This is a genomic window from Pedobacter sp. UYEF25, assembly GCF_054061655.1.
Map to the genome: position 1 here is coordinate 147562 of NZ_JBSSEL010000007.1, position 17885 is coordinate 165446.

General features: G+C 38.9%; 13 protein-coding genes. 7 read left to right on the forward strand and 6 right to left on the reverse strand.

The window, feature by feature from the left end; genetic code table 11:
* Positions 1-124 precede the first annotated feature (124 nt).
* Genes ACVWYG_RS08935 through ACVWYG_RS08945 form a run of 3 tightly spaced genes read left to right on the forward strand, consistent with a single transcriptional unit; the run spans position 125 to position 3920 of the window.
* The gene (locus ACVWYG_RS08935; protein WP_457269847.1) at positions 125-2557 is read left to right on the forward strand and encodes a penicillin acylase family protein; all 2433 of its coding nucleotides are present in this window, start codon (positions 125-127) and stop codon (positions 2555-2557) included.
* Between the two features lies 1 nt (position 2558).
* Entirely contained in the window at positions 2559-2918 is a 360-nt protein-coding gene (locus ACVWYG_RS08940) for a hypothetical protein (protein ID WP_457269848.1), read from the forward strand.
* Positions 2919-2933: 15 nt separating this feature from the next.
* A complete protein-coding gene (locus tag ACVWYG_RS08945; protein ID WP_457269849.1) occupies positions 2934-3920 on the forward strand; it encodes a LuxE/PaaK family acyltransferase in 987 nt (328 codons plus the stop codon).
* A gap of 1 nt (position 3921) precedes the next feature.
* On the opposite strand, the gene ACVWYG_RS08950 is transcribed toward ACVWYG_RS08945, so the two are convergent.
* The 4 genes from ACVWYG_RS08950 to ACVWYG_RS08965 all read right to left on the reverse strand — a co-directional run bounded on the left by ACVWYG_RS08950 (position 3922) and on the right by ACVWYG_RS08965 (position 7571).
* A complete protein-coding gene (locus ACVWYG_RS08950) occupies positions 3922-4377 on the reverse strand; it encodes an RES family NAD+ phosphorylase (protein WP_457269850.1) in 456 nt (151 codons plus the stop codon).
* On the reverse strand, positions 4377-4856 hold the full coding sequence (gene parS / locus ACVWYG_RS08955) for a type II RES/Xre toxin-antitoxin system antitoxin (protein ID WP_457269851.1): 480 nt from the start codon (positions 4854-4856) through the stop codon (positions 4377-4379). The genes ACVWYG_RS08950 and parS overlap by 1 nt, the downstream gene beginning before the upstream one ends.
* A 77-nt stretch (positions 4857-4933) precedes the next feature.
* Positions 4934-6217, reverse strand: a complete 1284-nt coding sequence (tyrS, locus tag ACVWYG_RS08960) for a tyrosine--tRNA ligase (protein ID WP_457269888.1) — start codon at positions 6215-6217, stop codon at positions 4934-4936.
* Positions 6218-6266: 49 nt separating this feature from the next.
* A complete protein-coding gene (locus ACVWYG_RS08965; RefSeq protein WP_457269852.1) occupies positions 6267-7571 on the reverse strand; it encodes a patatin-like phospholipase family protein in 1305 nt (434 codons plus the stop codon).
* A 116-nt stretch (positions 7572-7687) separates the two neighbouring features.
* On the opposite strand from ACVWYG_RS08965, the gene ACVWYG_RS08970 reads away from it, so the two are divergent.
* The 4 genes from ACVWYG_RS08970 (at position 7688) to ACVWYG_RS08985 (ending at position 12789) form a co-directional block, all read left to right on the forward strand.
* On the forward strand, positions 7688-8365 hold the full coding sequence (locus ACVWYG_RS08970) for an ACP phosphodiesterase (RefSeq protein WP_457269853.1): 678 nt from the start codon (positions 7688-7690) through the stop codon (positions 8363-8365).
* Between the two features lie 97 nt (positions 8366-8462).
* Entirely contained in the window at positions 8463-10478 is a 2016-nt protein-coding gene (ligA, locus tag ACVWYG_RS08975) for an NAD-dependent DNA ligase LigA (protein WP_457269854.1), read from the forward strand.
* 60 nt (positions 10479-10538) lie between these two features.
* Positions 10539-11417 (forward strand): 4-hydroxy-tetrahydrodipicolinate synthase, encoded by an 879-nt coding sequence (gene dapA / locus ACVWYG_RS08980; RefSeq protein WP_457269855.1) that lies wholly within the window; start codon positions 10539-10541, stop codon positions 11415-11417.
* A gap of 193 nt (positions 11418-11610) precedes the next feature.
* Positions 11611-12789: a hypothetical protein gene (locus ACVWYG_RS08985; protein ID WP_457269856.1), complete on the forward strand. Its 1179-nt coding sequence runs from the start codon at positions 11611-11613 to the stop codon at positions 12787-12789.
* A 58-nt stretch (positions 12790-12847) separates the two neighbouring features.
* Here the strand turns inward: ACVWYG_RS08985 and ACVWYG_RS08990 are convergent, their stop codons facing one another.
* Together ACVWYG_RS08990 and ACVWYG_RS08995 are read right to left on the reverse strand one after the other, a co-directional pair.
* Complete coding sequence (locus ACVWYG_RS08990) at positions 12848-14401, reverse strand: RagB/SusD family nutrient uptake outer membrane protein (RefSeq protein ID WP_457269857.1); 1554 nt, start codon at positions 14399-14401, stop codon at positions 12848-12850.
* A gap of 11 nt (positions 14402-14412) precedes the next feature.
* Positions 14413-17604 (reverse strand): SusC/RagA family TonB-linked outer membrane protein, encoded by a 3192-nt coding sequence (locus tag ACVWYG_RS08995; protein WP_457269858.1) that lies wholly within the window; start codon positions 17602-17604, stop codon positions 14413-14415.
* Positions 17605-17885 lie beyond the last annotated feature (281 nt).

The window sequence follows — 17885 nt, forward strand, 5'->3', positions numbered from 1 at the left end:
AAACAAATTATGCATGCATAATATTTATTTTAAATATTTTAATTTTGATTGCTGTCGCGTTTATAGTAATTTGCAAGATAATACAAGCTAATATTTCCAATTAAATTGTTTCACTACAAGCCGAATGAATAAAATTAAAGCCGCATGTTGTATTATCGTGCCGATTGTACTTGCATTTTTATTCAATACGAGTTTGGGTCCATTACCACCTTTGCTAAAATTCTTGAATCCTTTTATGGGTTTTTGGCAAAATGCGGAGAACAACCATTTTAATTTTAACCACACTATAAAAATAAAGGGAGCAAAAGAAGAGATCAATATATCTTTCGACGATAGAATGATTCCCCACATTTTTGCCAAAAACGATCACGATCTCTACCTCGCTCAGGGTTATGTTACGGCCATGCATCGCCTTTGGCAAATGGATTTCCAAACCATGTATGCTGCAGGTCGGTTATCAGAAGTTGTCGGTAAAAAAGCAGTAGAGGTAGATCGCTATCAGCGGCGGATGGGGATGGTTTATGGTGCAGAAAATACCTTGAAGGGAATGTTGGAAAACCCAACATCGAAGGAAATGGTGTTGGCTTATACAGATGGAATAAATGCGTATATCCAGAAGCTTTCAAAGGCAAACTATCCGATTGAATATAAGATTTTAGATTATAAACCAGAACCGTGGACGCCTATAAAGTGTGCGCTTTTATTAAAGCAAATGTCTTCGGTATTGGCCATGGGCTCTGACGAGTTTTACATGACCAACATTTTAAAAAAATATGGCCCAGATGTAGTAAAAAATCTATTCCCAGACTACCCATATAGAGAAGAACCGATTATTCCGGTAGGAACCCCTTGGAATTTTGACCCACTATCGATTCCAAAAACACCACATTCTTACGTAGATGCGACCACAGGAGACGTAAAAACGAAGCAAAAAATCGACGGTATTGGAAGTAATAATTGGGCATTATCGGGCTCTAAAACCGCTTCAGGTTACCCAATTTTAGCAAATGACCCGCATTTAGATTTGAGTTTACCTTCTATTTGGTATCAAATTCAACTTTCTGCACCTGGCATTAACACCTACGGCGTTTCTTTACCTGGCGCTCCCGGAGTTGTTATAGGCTTCAATAATAACATTGCTTGGGGCGTTACAAACGTTGCAGCAGATGTGCTAGACTTTTATCAAACTAAGTTTAAAGACAGCACCCATCAACAATTCTGGTATGATAACAAATGGAATGCTACAAAAATACGTCTCGAAAAAATAAAAATCAGGGGAGAGAAAGAGGAGATTGATACCGTTTTCTACACCAACCAAGGGCCAGTGGTTTACTTTCAAAAATCAAATTATGCCCGCGCCAACAATGTGCCAGTGGGCGATGCTTTGCGTTGGATTGCACACGATAAATCGGACGAACTGATGACCTTTTATTATTTAAATAGAGGGAAAAATTATGATGACTATCGAAAAGCGCTCACCTACTATACTGCGCCTGCGCAAAATTTTGCATTCGCTAGTGTCCAAGGCGATATCGCCATTACACCAAATGGAAAATTTCCATTGAAATGGCCCGATCAAGGAAAATTTATTTTAGACGGTAGTGACCCTGCATACGATTGGCACGGATTTATTCCGGCAGATCAAAATCCGACGGTAAAAAACCCACAGCGCGGATTTGTGAGTTCGGCAAACCAATCTTCAACAGACAAAACCTATCCCTATTTTATCAACTGGGAGTTTGGCAGTTACGAACGCGGCAAAAGGATTAATGATAAGTTAAGCGCTATGAAAAAAGCCACCTTAGATAGCATCAGGCAAATGCAAGGGGATAGTTATAGTATTTTAGCGCAAAACCTGTTGCCAAAGTTGTTGAGCCTGGTATCCACCGAAAAACTAAATGGCACGCAGAAGGAAGCGTTTATTGATTTGAGTAAATGGAATAAGCGCTACAATGCCCAAGAAATTGCTGCGAGCGTTTTCGACCTATGGAATGAGCGCCTGATAGACAATATATGGAAGGATGACTTTACCATTGCCGGCATTCCAATGCGCTATCCATCTAGAGATAGAACGGTTGAGATGGTTTTAAACGAACCGGATTCTAAATGGTATGACAATGTAAATACGCCCCAAAAAGAGACGCTTACTGATCTGGTAAATGAATCTTTAAAATATGCTTGCGACAGTTTAGAGAGAAGATTCGGCCCAATAGGCAAAACTTGGGAATGGGCAAATGTGAAGCAAACGCATGTTCCCCACTTGGCAAAAATACCGGGTTTTGGCTCTAAAACGCTGTACATTGGAGGCGCAAGAAGTACCATTAACGCCATCAGCGAAACCAACGGCCCTTCTTGGCGCATGGTGGTAGAACTTGGCAAAACACCAAAAGGTCACGGCGTATATCCGGGCGGACAATCAGGAAATCCCGGCAGTAAGTTCTACGATGATATGGTTGATACCTGGGCCAACGATCAGCTCTATGAACTCTATCTGATGAAATCTTCCGATGACAAATCTGCAAAAATCATCACCAAATTAACCATCCTATCTAAATAACATGGTATTTATCGCAATTGTAATTATATGCTTTTTACTCCAACTTATGTTGCCTTGGTGGATTATCGTAGTTATTGCTTTTGCAACTTGTGGCATTATTGGAAAGACAGGAAAAATTGCCTTTTGGCAATCCTTCTTTGCAATCTTTCTGCTGTGGATTGGTTATGCCCTTTTCAAAACGATTCCAAATGATAACATTTTGGCAAACAGAGTTGCAGTGATGTTGCAGGTAAATTTTTGGTGGCTTGTATTATTGCTGACCGGCTTGATCGGAGGCGTTGTAGCAGGAATTAGCGGATATTGCGGCTATCATTTCAGAATTGCGATGTTGGCGAAGAAAAAATCAGAAAATCTAAATTAGGCTTCGTATTTTTGCATGGTGAATTTTAACCCCGACAGCATTTTCGAGATTAAAAGCGCCGAAAGCTTTGAAGACTATGCATTAAAATTATTTCAGCATCAGGCTTTTGCCTGTGCCACCTATGAAAAATTTCTTTTTAACTTAGGTTGTGACGTTGGGAGGGTAACAGCGCTTTACAACATCCCATTTCTTCCGATTGAGTTTTTTAAGACCCAGCAAATTGTAAGTTCCAAGAAGCAGCCAGAAATCATATTCACAAGTTCAGGAACCACCGGTGCGGCGCAAAGTAAACACCTTGTAACGGACGTTTCTCTATACGAGAAAAGTTACCGCAAAGCTTTCAAACATTTCTACGGAGAGCTTACAGAATTTTGTTTTTTAGCGTTATTGCCTTCTTATCAACAAAGAAATGGCTCGTCCCTTATTTATATGGTGGATGACTTAATTGCTGAGAGCAATAATCTACACAGTGGATACTTTTTAAATAATGATGAAGGTTTGTTTGAGTTGCTTTTACAATTAAAAGCTTTAAAGCAAAAAACAGTATTGATTGGTGTTACATACGCGTTGCTAGATTTTATTGAAAAATATGCAGTAAACTTTCCAGAACTTATCATAATGGAAACGGGTGGTATGAAAGGAAAGCGAACGGAATTGGTAAGAGAAGCATTACACTTGCAACTTACCAAAGGATTTGGTGTAGAAAAAATACACAGCGAGTATGGAATGACTGAACTGTTATCTCAAGCATATTCTACTGGCGACGGCATATTTGTTTGTCCGCCTTGGATGAAAGTTCTTGTTAGAGATGTTAATGATCCTTTTACCTATGTAAGAAATGGAAAAACAGGGGGAATTAATGTAATTGATCTAGCCAATATCAACAGCTGTTCTTTTATTGCAACGCAAGATTTGGGTCGGCTAAATGAAAACAACAGTTTTGAGGTACTTGGCCGGTTTGATCACTCCGATATTAGAGGCTGCAATTTGTTGGTGCAGTAGGTTACGCTTTAAACCGCCGATCAAACTGAAAAGGACGGCGATCAATAAGTGTTACTTTCTTTGCCAAAGGATGTGCAGGATTTAATAGTACATTATATTCTTCCTCTAATATAGCAGACGGAGCTCGCATGGAGAGGTATTTTTTAGCCTTAATAAACTGGCTGCCAATTTTTTTCAATTCATCTGCTTGTGCCAAATCCTTCCAATTTTCTGCTAAATTATGCATGTCTATGGTAAGCACATCGGTGTCCGGCAATTCAAAAACTGCCAATACAAATTCTTTTGCAATCTGCTCCGGCCTCACATGCACCAAAACCTCCATCACCGCCATCGCTCTACTCGAGGCAAAATAAACCATAGAGATTCCTTTTTCGTTCCACCTGCCTCCATATTGTTTTGAGCCAGCTCCGCTTAAATCTTCAATATAAGTGGGCGAAGATATTCGATAAACCAGCATTAGCTAAAAATACCATGCTCAATGCGCCCAAGAACATCAAAAACCATTGTGAAGCCAATATGTGTATCTAACAATTGCAAGGGAATTTCGTTGCCTAGTGCATAATTTGGTGTTTTTACCCAGCTATTAAAAGCATTTTGACTACCCAGAACAGCTATGCCTCTTTCATACAAACGTGCTAATTCTATGGCTCTATCTGCGTACTCTGTCTTTACCAAAGTTGTTGGCTCATAGCGTTGCAAGGTACGCTCAGAAATATGAAGTACTTTAGCAATTTCTTCCAGCGTTAATGCAATCTGCTTGGCCAAAATTGTTAAGGTTTTTTTTGATATGCCCTTTCGCGCCAACTTTAAGAGATCAAAATCTGTAGCATCGGCGTAAGCAACCCCAAAAATTGAAGACATAGGGTTGTAAACCAAATTGGCACAACCAACTATTGGCTCGTCTAGTTTCGATATTTCTTTAACTTTTGTTTTCATAATCAGACAATAATACACAAATATATGTTTTTTGTCCGATTAATAAAATTATATCGATGGGTTTAAGAAAATTAGACTTAAACTGCAGAAATCAAAAAATAATTTTTTTTACCTTTTTGCACAATGATAAATTTATCATTAATCAAATCCATCTTATTAAACACTTGTAAAGCATCTAACACCTTTTCCTTGTTTACCGATAGTCCTCCTCCTTGAATAAATTTTTTGGCTTCTCCTTTCGATGAGAATACAAAAGATTTTTCCGCCAATAGAGTTACGGCGTCAATCCCATTTTCAAAATCATTTAAAGAAACATCAAATTGTGGTATTCCTTCAAAAATTTCAGATACTTGTTGGTCATTCAAAGTAGTTAAGAAGCCGAGCGGCTCATTGCCGAATAAAAAATTAGATGTCTTAATGGCAGTCTCTAGCGCCTCGGAGGAGTGGGCCATTATGGTGATGTCTGCTGCCAAGGCGTTCTGCAGCACGCGCAAATGAGGTGCTTTATCATGCTCCTCTTCAAGCCTTTCTATTTCAACTTGGTTTTTCAGCGTAAATATTCTGATCCATTTTTTAACATCATTGTCTGATGCGTTTAACCAAAATTGATAAAACTTATAGGGTGAAGTTTTTTCTGCATCTAACCAAACCGCTCCACTTTCTGTCTTACCAAATTTTGTTCCATCGGCTTTCTTAATCAATTGAGTAGTTAACGCGTAAGCAGTTCCAGAACCCTTTTTCCGAATCAGCTCGGTACCAGTAACGATATTTCCCCACTGGTCTGAGCCACCCATTTGCAGGCTACAATTGTGATTTTTCCACAGATAGTAAAAATCGTATCCTTGTACCAATTGATAGGTAAATTCTGTAAAGGACATCCCCGTTTCACCTTCTAATCGTTTTCTAACGCTGTCTTTGGCCATCATATAATTAACGGTAATGTACTTTCCCACATCTCTTACAAATTCCAGAAAGCCAAAATTCTTAAACCAATCGGCATTGTTTACCATCATTGCACCATTTCCTTCATCTTCAAAAGTTAGAAACTTTTCCAATTGCTTTTTTAACTGGTTGAGGTTGTGATTAAGCGTTTCATCATCAAGTAAATTTCGCTCTGCAGATTTACCAGACGGATCTCCAACCATTCCTGTAGCACCACCTACTAGTGCGTAAGGTTTGTGACCAGCTTTCTGAAAATGAATCAAGGTCATTATTTGGGTCAGGTGACCCACGTGTAAAGAATCTGCAGTTGGATCGAATCCGATATACCCAGAAGCCATTCCTTGTTTAAGTTTTTCTTCGGTTTCTGGCATTATATCATGCAACATTCCGCGCCACCGTAATTCCTCAACAAAATTTATCATTTAAAAAAAGCTTATTTAGGTGGCAAAGATAAAATTTTACTCCCGTTTATGGCAAGCTTTCGGGCGTTTTTGAAAACCAAGATTTAAAATCGGCAGCAGCCATTAAAAAATTTGGATGTCCAATAAGCGTATTGAGTTTAGAATCGCTTCTTACGGCTTGATTAGGAACACCTAAATTGTTCATCCAGTTATCACAAAGCTTCGTTATCAACGCTACTTCTGCGTCCTCTACGGCATCCATATCCATGTGATGCAAGGTTAGGAATTCCTCTTTATTGATTCCATTAGGCAGGTCCCAAAAATGATTATTTGAGTCCTCCTTCCAAATTGGTCGCAAATTTGGATTCATTCTTATAAAATCGACAGGTTTTGCGGGCATGTCTGGATTTAGAAACGTGTAAGCCACAAAGGTTGCCATATCCGGTGGATCATTTAAAATGCTCGTACCCATTTTACTAATGTCATTGATCAGTCCAGGATTTTCATATTTAGCTTTTAATTCAGCATATTTTGTAGGTGCTTCTTCATCTTGCTGAAGTTGCGAAGTAGTTGCTGTTCCAATAGACAATACTTGAATGCGATCGAACTGGTATTTGCTCACATTGCTTTTTGCTTCGACCACTGCTGCTAGTACGGGATTATTATTCCCAGTTACGGCTCCGTCCCAATAATATTTCGGTTTATGACCTACATTAAACATAGCAGGCTCATTAAAATAGTTTACCGGTGCCGTGCTAGATGCATGAACAGCTTCGATCAAAGATACCGTACAACCATCGGCTATTTTAGTTTGCGGAGGAAGGTTTTTTAACTTTCGTTCGATGTTTGACGTAGCGGCCAAACTATCGCAATCTGTTCTAAACATTTCTGCGCGATTTCTATAATAATCGTATCCAATTACCATTATATGCGTCTTCGCAACCCCATCTAATGCAATATATTTAGACACATCTTGCAAATCAACTTTCGAAATGTTTGGCAAAATATCCTTTAGAGCCTGATACTTACGTTTTGTAGAATACTTAGCGCCAATTTTAAAAATCCGCGCTGCACTAGACAGCAAGCTTTTTTCGAAGAACCCAAGTTTAGAAAACATTTTGGTTCTTAGATTTCTATCATAAAATATATTTTCGATGTCAGAAAGACGCAAATTTTCTGACATGGCAGCAGCAACCAAACTGCCTCCACTATTTGCAACAACCAAATCAAACAACGCAAGCACTTCGTGCCCAGTCGGATCGGGATTGTTAAATGTATCTGCGAAAAGCTTCCTTAAGCACTTCACCTGGATGATTGCCCAAGATCCGCCCCCATCAAGTGAAAGTATTTTGTAAGTGTTAATTCTCGGCATATTTTTAAAATCTTAAGCTAATGTATAGTACCTTGGTGTACAAATCAATAGCTAACAATAACTATCCATTTCATTTCGCCTTTCGATAATCAGACAGAAAAATATTATCTTGCAAAATGAACTTTCTATCACATTACTATTTTGATAGAGCTAGCGATAACAACTTTCAAATCATTGGCTCTGTATTACCAGATTTGGTTAAAAATGCGGTGCCAATTGCTAATTTGTTTCCAAATAGAGTGAAAGAAGTATATAATCTGCATGAAATGGAAATTTTAACAGGGTGGAACAAGCACTTGTTGATTGACAAAACGTTCCACTCCTCTATCTTTTTTCAGCAGCAAACGGCTAATTTGAAACCCTTACTCATTCCGCTTTTGAGCGATACGCAAATTCGCCCATCATTTCTGGCGCATATTGGTTTAGAACTTTTGTTAGACCACCTTTTGGTCGAGCAGAAAATAATAAATGTAAAAACGTTTTATAGTTCCCTAAATGATGTTGACAGCACCTTTCTTAGGTCTTTTTTAACCAAAGCGGGGCTAAAAGAAGTAGATGCTTTTCTTATCTTTTTCAACAAATTCCTAGCGAGCCAATATTTATTTAGCTATGAAAAATTAAAGAGCATAAGTTACGCGTTAAATCAAATTTGTTTAAGACTGTGGCCACTCGGCTTAGACAGCTTTCAACTAGAAAACCTTACAGAGATTTTAAGTGTTTTTAAACGAGACCTAAGCAAAGATTTCAACCAAATATTTGACCAAATTGACGCTAAATTAGTTCAACTGAGGTAAAAAGAATGCTTTCTTAATTTAAGCAATCTACTTGGAACCATCAAAAATTAGCCGAAATTGTCATTGCAATGGTTTATCAAATGCCTAAGTTTGTATCATGTCTCCCCTCCACATAAAAGAACAAATGGATGCGCTGGTTGCCGAGTTAAAGCAGCACAATTACAACTACTATGTTTTAGCAAATCCAAGCATCGAGGATTTTGAGTTTGATCAAAAACTTGCAGCACTTGCAAAACTAGAACAAGAAAACCCAAATTTTTTGTCTCAAAATTCTCCCACCATGCAGGTGGGAGGAGAAATCACAAAAACTTTTTTAAACGTAAAACACAAATATCCAATGTTATCGTTGGGCAACACGTATAACGAAAAAGATCTTCGCGATTTCGATGACCGCATAAGAAAAGCGATTGGAGACAATTTCGAATACGTTTGCGAACTGAAATTCGATGGACTTTCTATCAGTCTTACCTATCAAGATGGTAAACTTATTCGAGGTGTAACGCGAGGAGATGGGAAGCAAGGTGATGATGTTACGGCAAATGTAAAAACAATTCGGACCGTTCCTCATGCAATAAAGGCAGCAGATGCGCCGAAACATTTCGAGATAAGGGGTGAGATTTTTATGCACAAAGCGGCTTTTCTACGCCTAAATGCGCAGCGTGAAGAATTAGGCGAAATACAATATGCAAATCCACGTAATTTTGCGTCGGGCACCGTTAAAATGCAAGATAGCGCAGAGGTGGCAAAAAGGCCCTTAGATGGATTTATTTATTTCCTTTATACAGATCATCACGAATTTAAAACACATTGGGAAAGTTTAAATGCCGTTAAAAGCTGGGGATTTCAAGTTTGCGAGCATACCAAATTGGCGAAGAATATAGAGGAAGTTTATGATTTTATACATTTTTGGGAGACAGAACGGCATAAATTAAGCTATGACATCGACGGCATTGTGCTTAAAGTAAATGATTTTGCACAACAACAAGAATTGGGATTTACAGCAAAGTCGCCGCGTTGGGCCATTAGCTATAAATATAAAGCGGCAGAAGTAGAGACTATTTTAGACAAGGTCACTTACCAAGTGGGGCGAACGGGTGCGGTTACTCCTGTAGCGAATTTGAAACCGGTACAGTTGGCAGGAACGACCGTAAAGCGAGCTACTCTACACAATGCAAATGAGATAGAAAGACTAGACTTGCATGAAGGAGACACTGTTTTTGTAGAGAAAGGCGGCGAAATAATTCCGAAAGTTATCCAGGTAAACTTACAAAAGCGCAAACCAAATGCGCGTGCAATTATTTACCCAACACATTGCCCAGAATGTGGCACAGAACTTATTAGAGCAGAGGGAGAGGCCGTTCATTATTGCCCAAATGATGAAGGTTGTCCGCCACAAATAGTAGGCAGGATACAACATTTTATTTCGCGCAAAGCGATGAATATTGATGGTTTGGGAGACGAAACGATAGAGACTTTTTATCGCCATGGACTGGTAAAGCATATCAGCGACCTTTATTCTTTAAAAAACCAGGCTAAAGCGCTAAAGGAGCTTAATAGGTTTGGCGAGAGATCTATAGAAAACATGCTCCTTGGAATAGAAAAATCCAAAGAAATGCCATTTGAAAAGGTGTTGTTTGGTTTAGGCATACGTTACGTGGGCGAAACGGTCGCAAGGAAAGTTGCCTTAGGCGTTAAAAATATCGAAAACTTAGTGGCAGCCACTGCAGAAGAGCTAGTTATGATTGATGAGATTGGCGAAAGGATTGCAGAGAGTATTGTATTTTATTTCCGTAACCCAGCACATTTGGATCAAATAGCGCTATTAAAAGACGCAGGGTTACAATTTGAAGCGATCGAAACAATCATTTCCTTGGACAGCGATAAATTAATTGAAAAAACATTTGTAATTTCGGGCGTTTTCGAAAAGTTTAGTCGAGATGAATTAAAGAATCTTATCGAAGCGAATGGCGGGAAGATTTTGAGTGGAATTTCTGGCAAACTAGATTACCTCGTGGCGGGAGATAATATGGGACCATCGAAACTGGAAAAAGCCACAAAGCTGAAAATACCTATCATAAGCGATGAAGTACTTTTAAAAATGATACAGGCTTAAATTAAATAAAAATGATTTAGTGGATGGAATAAAACATCACCCAATCAAAAAAGAGACAAAATGAGTAAATTTAGTGGTAGTGGCGTTGCGTTGGTAACTCCTTTTGATGAAAATGGAGCTGTGGATTTTGGCGCACTAAGAAAACTGGTTGACCATGTCATTGACGGGGGAATAGATTATCTCGTGGTATTGGGCACCACTGGCGAAACCGCAACGATGACCGCAGAAGAAAAAACAAAAGTATTCGCTTTTGTTGCTGAGTACAACAACAATCGCGTGCCTTTGGTGGCAGGCATTGGCGGCAATGATACCTTAGCAATTGCCAAGTATATAAAAAACTTTTACACAAATGGTTACCATGCCATTCTTTCGGTAAGTCCATATTACAATAAACCTACGCAAGAAGGGATTTACCAGCATTACAAAATGCTTGCAGAAGTTTCTCCGTTGGATTTAATTTTGTATAATGTACCAGGAAGAACCGCGAGCAATATGAGCGCTGAAACCATTTGTAGACTAGCTACAGATTTTAACAATATTATTGGGGTAAAAGATGCTTGTGGTAACTTCGATCAGTTTAATCAAATTATGAGAGACAAACCAGAAGATTTTTTATTAATTTCTGGAGATGACCCCATTACATTGCCAATGATGGCGCTGGGGGCTTGTGGGATTATCTCAGTGGTCGGCAATGCCTTACCAAAACAAGTGGTAGATATGGTGAATTTTTGTAGCAAAGGAGATTTTAAAAGTGCCACGAAAATACATTTATCGCTTATTGAATTTATACATCTTGCGTTTTTAGAAGGAAATCCGGCGGGAGTAAAATCTGCACTTCAATATATGGGCGTATGTAGCAACACAGTAAGACTACCGTTGCTAAGAGCTTCATCATCTTTGCAGATGGCAATTATTAAAGCGTTAGAAAAATTAAGTTAATTTTTATAGAAAATATTTAAATTAGTTTTAATTAAATCTCGACCCTACTTTTTATGAAAAAAATAAAGAGCCAGACCTTTAATTATTGCTAACTTTAACTGTTGCAACAACTAGATTTAATAAGTGCTTAGTCGGTTAATTTTTCTGCTATAGCGCTTGCAGTCAGGCATACAAATAATCTTAATGGCAGCCAATGAAACAACTAAAACGTTTGATGTTGGTTTTTTTCAGTTTAAGTGTAATAGTGCTGCTATGTGCAAAGTGTTTGAATACAGAACCTAAACCGGCTATAACTAGATACACCAATGCTGATGAGAAAACTTGTATAAAATGCCATAATACTGTGGTTGATTCATATGTTGGAAATGCCCATCAAAACACTTCAGAAGCTATAACTCGGGGCTTTTTTATACATGGCGAAGACGCAAAAAATAAAGCTTTTAGTTTCAAAGACCTTACGAACGTTTCTATAGAAACTAGAAACGGCAGAAAATACCAGGTTGCTTACCGAGATGGTAAAGAAACTGCAGTCAAACGTTTTGATGTTGCGATAGGCTCAGGTTTAAAATCTTACTCTTACGCCTACTGGGAAAACAATAAACTTTTCCAGCTGCCCCTATCATACATAAACGGCATGAATGAATGGGTAAATAGTCCAGGATTTTCCATTGTTACCCCCAATTTCTCTAGATCGATAAGAACGCGATGTTTGGAATGCCACAGTTCTGGAGTAGAAACCGTACAAATTAATCCGGGATCCTTCAAAGAAGACACTGAGCTAAAGCCTAGCTCCATAATTTACGGCATCAACTGCCAGCGTTGTCATGGTCCGGCAGGCGATCATGTGACTTTCCAATTGGCAAATCCGGCAGAAAAACAGGGTAAGTATATTCCGTTATATAATTCGTTGACAAGACAACAAAAAATAGATGCTTGTGGGGTTTGCCATTCTGGAAACGATGTGAAAGTACTAAAATCTATTTTTGAGTTTAAACCAGGTGATAAACTTAACGACTATTATCAGCGAGATCCCTCGGTAGCACCTTCTCAACCCGATGTGCATGGCAATCAACTCGGGCTGCTTAAACAAAGCAAATGCTACCTTTCCAGCCAAATGACTTGTAACAGTTGTCACAACGTTCACGAATCAGAACATGGAAGCATTGCTTTTTATTCACAAAAATGCATCAGCTGCCATAAAACGCCCAATCATAGTAATGAAACTTTAGCGAAAGGTTTAATTAAAGCCAACTGCATCGATTGCCATATGCCGAGGGAGGCTTCTAAACTTATTTCTTTTGAAACAGCCACGGGCAGTAAGCCAATTCCTTATTTAATGAGGACACATCGAATAGCGATCTACAAAGATTGACATAAGAAAGCGGCTATCTCCTTTGGAGATAGCCGCTTTCTTATTAATAGCTTACTCGTTAGTAACCTGGGTTTTGAGTAATTGTAGCATTGGTACCAATTACTGCTTGAGGAATTGGCATTAAGTCTTTTCCCGTAGGAACAGTGATTCCATAAGTGTCTTTTACATATTTAATCTGCTCCCCAGACCGTCTGTATAAAAACCAAGTAGAGAATTCTCCTCCAAGCTCATGACGATATTCATTTAGGATGTTGGTAAGAACATCTCCTGTTAGGGCTGGTGCTGTACCTCCAAAAGCTCTGTTTCTAACAATCTGAAGAGTGGCTAAAGCCCCGGCCGAATCGCCACTTCTGAATTGACATTCTGCTTTACTCAACAATACTTCAGCATAACGCATCATAATGGCATTTTGATCACCGAATATGGTATTTGGGCTGTCATAACCACCACTTACATTCGGATCACGCCAAAACTTAACACCGTAATAACCTGAGCGTTGTCCGTCTGCACCTTTCCAAGGTTTATCAACCGTACCACAAGTATTCATCGTAACGCCATTGACAGTATAATTTTTTATTACTTTCTCATACATCGAGATTTTAATGGCAGGACTTGGATGGGTTTCGCCTGGGCCTATAACTGTTGCTCTTCTTCTCGTATCTCCTATCTCGAAGGAGTTGAAATATTTTGGATCCGCATAGTCATAACCAAAATTAGACACTTCTTCTGGCATTCCAAAAGTAGAAAGCCAAACAGAATCATTTGAGTGTCCCCAACTTTGATCAGAACCTGCAGGGACCTTAAATTGAATTTCGAAAATAGACTCTATTCCATTTTTGTTATTATACTCATTGACGTCAAGAAATTTCGGAGTTAATTGATATTTTCCATTTAATTGATTGAAAACACCTAAAGCTTCGGTGTATTTTTTCACCCACATCAATGCGCTTCCTTCATATGATAAAGCTGCTCCTTTAGTTGCTCTGCCAGCCTCGCTTGCTGGCAAATCTTCCTTCCAAGGAAGCAATCCTGCCGCAGTATTCATGTCGGATGCAATAGATGCGAACACCTCATCTTGAGTATTCCTTGGATGACGCCCATCGTCTGTCACCGTTTTTAATTCTAGTGGAACACCCCCAAAATTACAGGCCAAGTAATAATAGAAGACTCCTCTTAAAAAATAGGCCTCTCCGGTTAACCGATCTGCTAAAGCCTTATCAATAACACCTTCACTCAACATCTTTGCGACGATTGGAATCGCAGAGTTTGCGCGGGCAATACCTGTATAAGACCTAACCCAAACGGTATTTAAAGGATCAAAGGTAGTTGGAACTTCATAGGTTGTAAAAAAAGTATCCGCTCCATAATTCTTAAAATCTTGTGTTAAGAAATTGGCCTGATACCAAAGCCCTTTAGTCATAAAATCGACATTGTCGAACGTATCATAAATAGCATTTACAAGTCTTACACCATCTACTGGCGTTTTAAATAAGACGTCTTCTGTAACTTTAGTAGAATCGGTTTGATCTAAAAAGCCTTTTTTACAGGCAAATGGAAGGGAAAGGGCTAATCCCAATCCAACCATGCACAGATTTTTTTTATTTATTTTCATAACAAGTTATATTAAAAAGTAACATTCAATCCCAACGTATACAGCCTTGAAGAAGGATAAGTACCTACATCTATTCCAGAAGCTGTCACATCCCGAGCGCCACCGTTATCAGGATCACCAGGGATTCCTATTTCTGGGTCTAGACCTGAGTATTTGGTAAGGGTAAATAAATTTTGTGCACTGACATAAATACGCGCTCTAGAAACCGCAAATTTAGAGGATATAAGTGTTGGCAAGGTATACCCTATCTGCAAATTTCTAAGTCTCAGGTAATCACCATTTTCAACGTACACATCTGATGGGCGGGTATTGCCGTTTAAATCTCCCTTGGTTACCCGAGCGTAGCGATCTGATGGACGTGTTGGCGTCCAGCTGTTTAAATAATATGCTGTACTAACATTTTCGATACCTATACCACCTTGGGTTGCGCCAAAAGTCTCTTGAGTTCTTTCGGCATAGTTGAAAATCTTTCCACCAACAGAAGCATAAAAAAACAGGTTGATGTCGAAGTTTTTATAAGAGGCGTCTAAAGTTAATCCCGAGAAAAAAGTAGGTATTGGGCTGCCAAGTGCCTCTCTGTCTGCATCAGTTATTTTTCCATCTCCATTTAAGTCCTTAAATTTTCGATCGCCAGGTACGGTCGTTGCAAACTGATAAAATGAGCCAGTTCCTGCTTTTGCATTTAGGGCATCAATTTCGGCTTGTGATTGGAAGATTCCATCAGAGCGGAAGCCGTAGAATTCACCCACAGGGCCACCAATTTTCGATTGGCTAAAAGTTACCCATGTGCTACCGCCTACATTGGAAAATCCTAAACCGCCAAGGTTTGTAATCGCATCTTGTCCAGGCGCCAAACTCAATAACTTGTTGTTTATGGTCGTTAAGTTAAAATTAATTCCATATTTAAAAGGATTAGCAGATTCTCTGTAGCCCAAACTAAATTCAAAACCGCTGTTTCTAATGCTACCTGCGTTTAAGTCAGCATAAGCAAAACCTGTTTGCGGCGGAGTAGGTGTTCTCAATAGAAAATCTTTAGATTCTTTTGAATAGTAATCTACGGTTAAGTTTATCTTCCCACCTAAAAATCCTGCATCTAAACCAATGTCTGTTTGTCTAGATGTTTCCCATTTTAAGTTTGGATTGGGCAACGATGTTAACACGATACCTGATTGATATACGCCGCCGAAAGGATAACCAACATTATTGGCGCTAGTTTCTGGCCCACCACTACCATACTGACCCAGATATTTAAACAATCCAATATTTTGATTACCCACCTCGCCAAAGCCAGCTCTAATTTTTAGGTCTGAAATGGCGTTTACATCTTGCAAAAATTTCTCGCTTTTTACTCTCCATGCAGCAGATACTGAAGGGAAAACGCCATACTGATGGTCTTTTGCAAATCTAGAAGATCCATCACGTCTAACTGTTCCTGTAACTATATATTTGTCTTTGTACTTATAGTTCAATCTTGCGAATTGAGATGCCAATGAATAGGAAATCTGGTTTCCGTAGATGTTATTGATGGTGGTAACACTTCCCAAATCTCTAAGCCCATTACTAATTGAACCAACGCCACCTGCACCTATTTGACGATAAGTGTTTTCTTGTTCGGATATACCGCCAACAAAATCAATGTTATGGTCTCCAAAAGTTTTAGTGTAGGAAACCGTATTTTCCCATAAATATTCGAAGGTATTGTTAGCGCTCTGAGAATAATTAGATAATGTTTGCGTGCCTCCATAAGGAACACTTCGGCCATCTGCAGGCGTAAAATAATACCCCGAATAATCATTGGTATTTACGCCATAATTGGTCTTAATTTTTAAACCATCTATAATAGTGGCTTCTAAAGAGACATTTCCTAAAAAATAGTTTGTCAAGTTTTTCGAATCCTGGGTTTCCACCACATACAATGGGTTAGCCAAATATCCTATTACCTGGTCTTGGGGAGCATAAAATCCATAATTGCCATTCGCATCTTTCGCCAAATTTGTAGCAGGGTTTCCCGTAATGGTCGGCACTAATTTAGTTAACGAGCCAATTCCAAGCCCAGCATTTTGTCCTCCTGTACCAAACGGAATTTTATTGTCTGACCTTGTATATTTAAGATTTGCTGAGCCTTTTAACCATTTAAGAGGAGTATAATCTGAATTTAAACTCGCGTTAACTCGTTTAAAATAGGCTTCTTTAACAATTCCTGTTTGATCTAGATAGCCAACGGACAAAGCAGACTGCAATTTTTCACTACCACCGCGGATGGCAACATTATAGTTTTGTCTTGACCCAGTTTGGTACATGACGTCTTGCCAATTTACATTTTGGAGCGCCGCCGGATTTGACCACTCCGGTCTAGCAGCAAAATTATCTGGACCAGATCGCTCTACCGCTAATGTTGCAAATTGCTGTGCATTTAATACATCGTACTTTTTAGGCTGTGATTGCACTGAGCCTACGGCGTCGACAGATATCTGAACCTGTCCAATTTTTCCTCTTTTTGTGGTGATGATAACCACACCATTGGCTGCCCGGTTGCCATAAATGGCTGTGGCAGATGCGTCTTTCAAAATGTCTATGGAAGCTACGTCGTTTGGATTTATAGTATTTAAACCGCCAGTAATTGGATACCCATCAACCACGTAAAGAGGATCATTACTTCCAAAAGTACCTACACCGCGAATTTGAACTTGGATGCCAGCTCCTGGGGAGCCATCGTTACTTGTTATCTGAACCCCGGCAGATCTACCTTGTAATGCCTGGTCTAAAGTTGTTACAGGAACTTTTTCAATCTGCTCTGCACTTACAGAACTTACAGAACCCGTTAAATCTTTTCGCTTAACACTTCCATAACCAATTACCACCACTTGATCTAATGTCTTGACATCAGCACTTAGTGTTACATTTAAAATTGTTTTACCTGCAACAGACACTTCTTTTGTAGCATAACTAATGTAACTAATAACTAGGGTAGCGTTAGACGCCGCAGAGATGCTATAGTTTCCATTAGGATCCGTAGAGGTTGCTTTACTTGTTCCCTTAACCAAAACACTAGCCCCTGGAATTCCCGCTCCATCAGAACCTGTTACTTTTCCTTTAATTTGCAAGTCTTGAGCTTGCACCTGACTAATAAAAATAGTTAACAAAAAAGCCATCAAAAGCTTTTTGTAACCGTTCCATTTGTCAACTTGTAATTGTCTTTTCATTTTTTTGGGGTTTGTTTAAATGTAAATCTTAGGCATAGTGCTCCCCGTCTCAAATTAATGAAAGAAGCAGCCCGAAGTAATTGAAAAAATTACACCTTAGTTGTTTTGGTTTTGAATTTTGCAGGTGGGGCGCTATTGCAGCGTCTAGATGAACCTTTACACATGTCTCTTTTGGTTAGTAATTTCAACACTAAAATAAAATACCTCCAAGACGTAAACTAATACTATTCCAACAAAAAATAACTTTTATTTATCCATTTTTAACGAATTTCGAGTTTCAA

What these genes read in the sequence shown, in the direction of transcription:
- ACVWYG_RS08940 (WP_457269848.1), top strand. Translation starts at nt 2,559, where the DNA reads ATGGTATTTATCGCAATTGTAATTATATGCTTTTTACTCCAACTTATG.
- ACVWYG_RS08945 (WP_457269849.1), top strand. Translation starts at nt 2,934, where the DNA reads ATGGTGAATTTTAACCCCGACAGCATTTTCGAGATTAAAAGCGCCGAA.
- ACVWYG_RS08990 (WP_457269857.1), bottom strand. Translation starts at nt 14,401, where the DNA reads ATGAAAATAAATAAAAAAAATCTGTGCATGGTTGGATTGGGATTAGCC.
- ACVWYG_RS08950 (WP_457269850.1), bottom strand. Translation starts at nt 4,377, where the DNA reads ATGCTGGTTTATCGAATATCTTCGCCCACTTATATTGAAGATTTAAGC.
- ACVWYG_RS08965 (WP_457269852.1), bottom strand. Translation starts at nt 7,571, where the DNA reads ATGCCGAGAATTAACACTTACAAAATACTTTCACTTGATGGGGGCGGA.
- parS (WP_457269851.1), bottom strand. Translation starts at nt 4,856, where the DNA reads ATGAAAACAAAAGTTAAAGAAATATCGAAACTAGACGAGCCAATAGTT.
- ACVWYG_RS08970 (WP_457269853.1), top strand. Translation starts at nt 7,688, where the DNA reads ATGAACTTTCTATCACATTACTATTTTGATAGAGCTAGCGATAACAAC.
- dapA (WP_457269855.1), top strand. Translation starts at nt 10,539, where the DNA reads ATGAGTAAATTTAGTGGTAGTGGCGTTGCGTTGGTAACTCCTTTTGAT.
- ligA (WP_457269854.1), top strand. Translation starts at nt 8,463, where the DNA reads ATGTCTCCCCTCCACATAAAAGAACAAATGGATGCGCTGGTTGCCGAG.
- ACVWYG_RS08995 (WP_457269858.1), bottom strand. Translation starts at nt 17,604, where the DNA reads ATGAAAAGACAATTACAAGTTGACAAATGGAACGGTTACAAAAAGCTT.
- ACVWYG_RS08985 (WP_457269856.1), top strand. Translation starts at nt 11,611, where the DNA reads ATGAAACAACTAAAACGTTTGATGTTGGTTTTTTTCAGTTTAAGTGTA.
- ACVWYG_RS08935 (WP_457269847.1), top strand. Translation starts at nt 125, where the DNA reads ATGAATAAAATTAAAGCCGCATGTTGTATTATCGTGCCGATTGTACTT.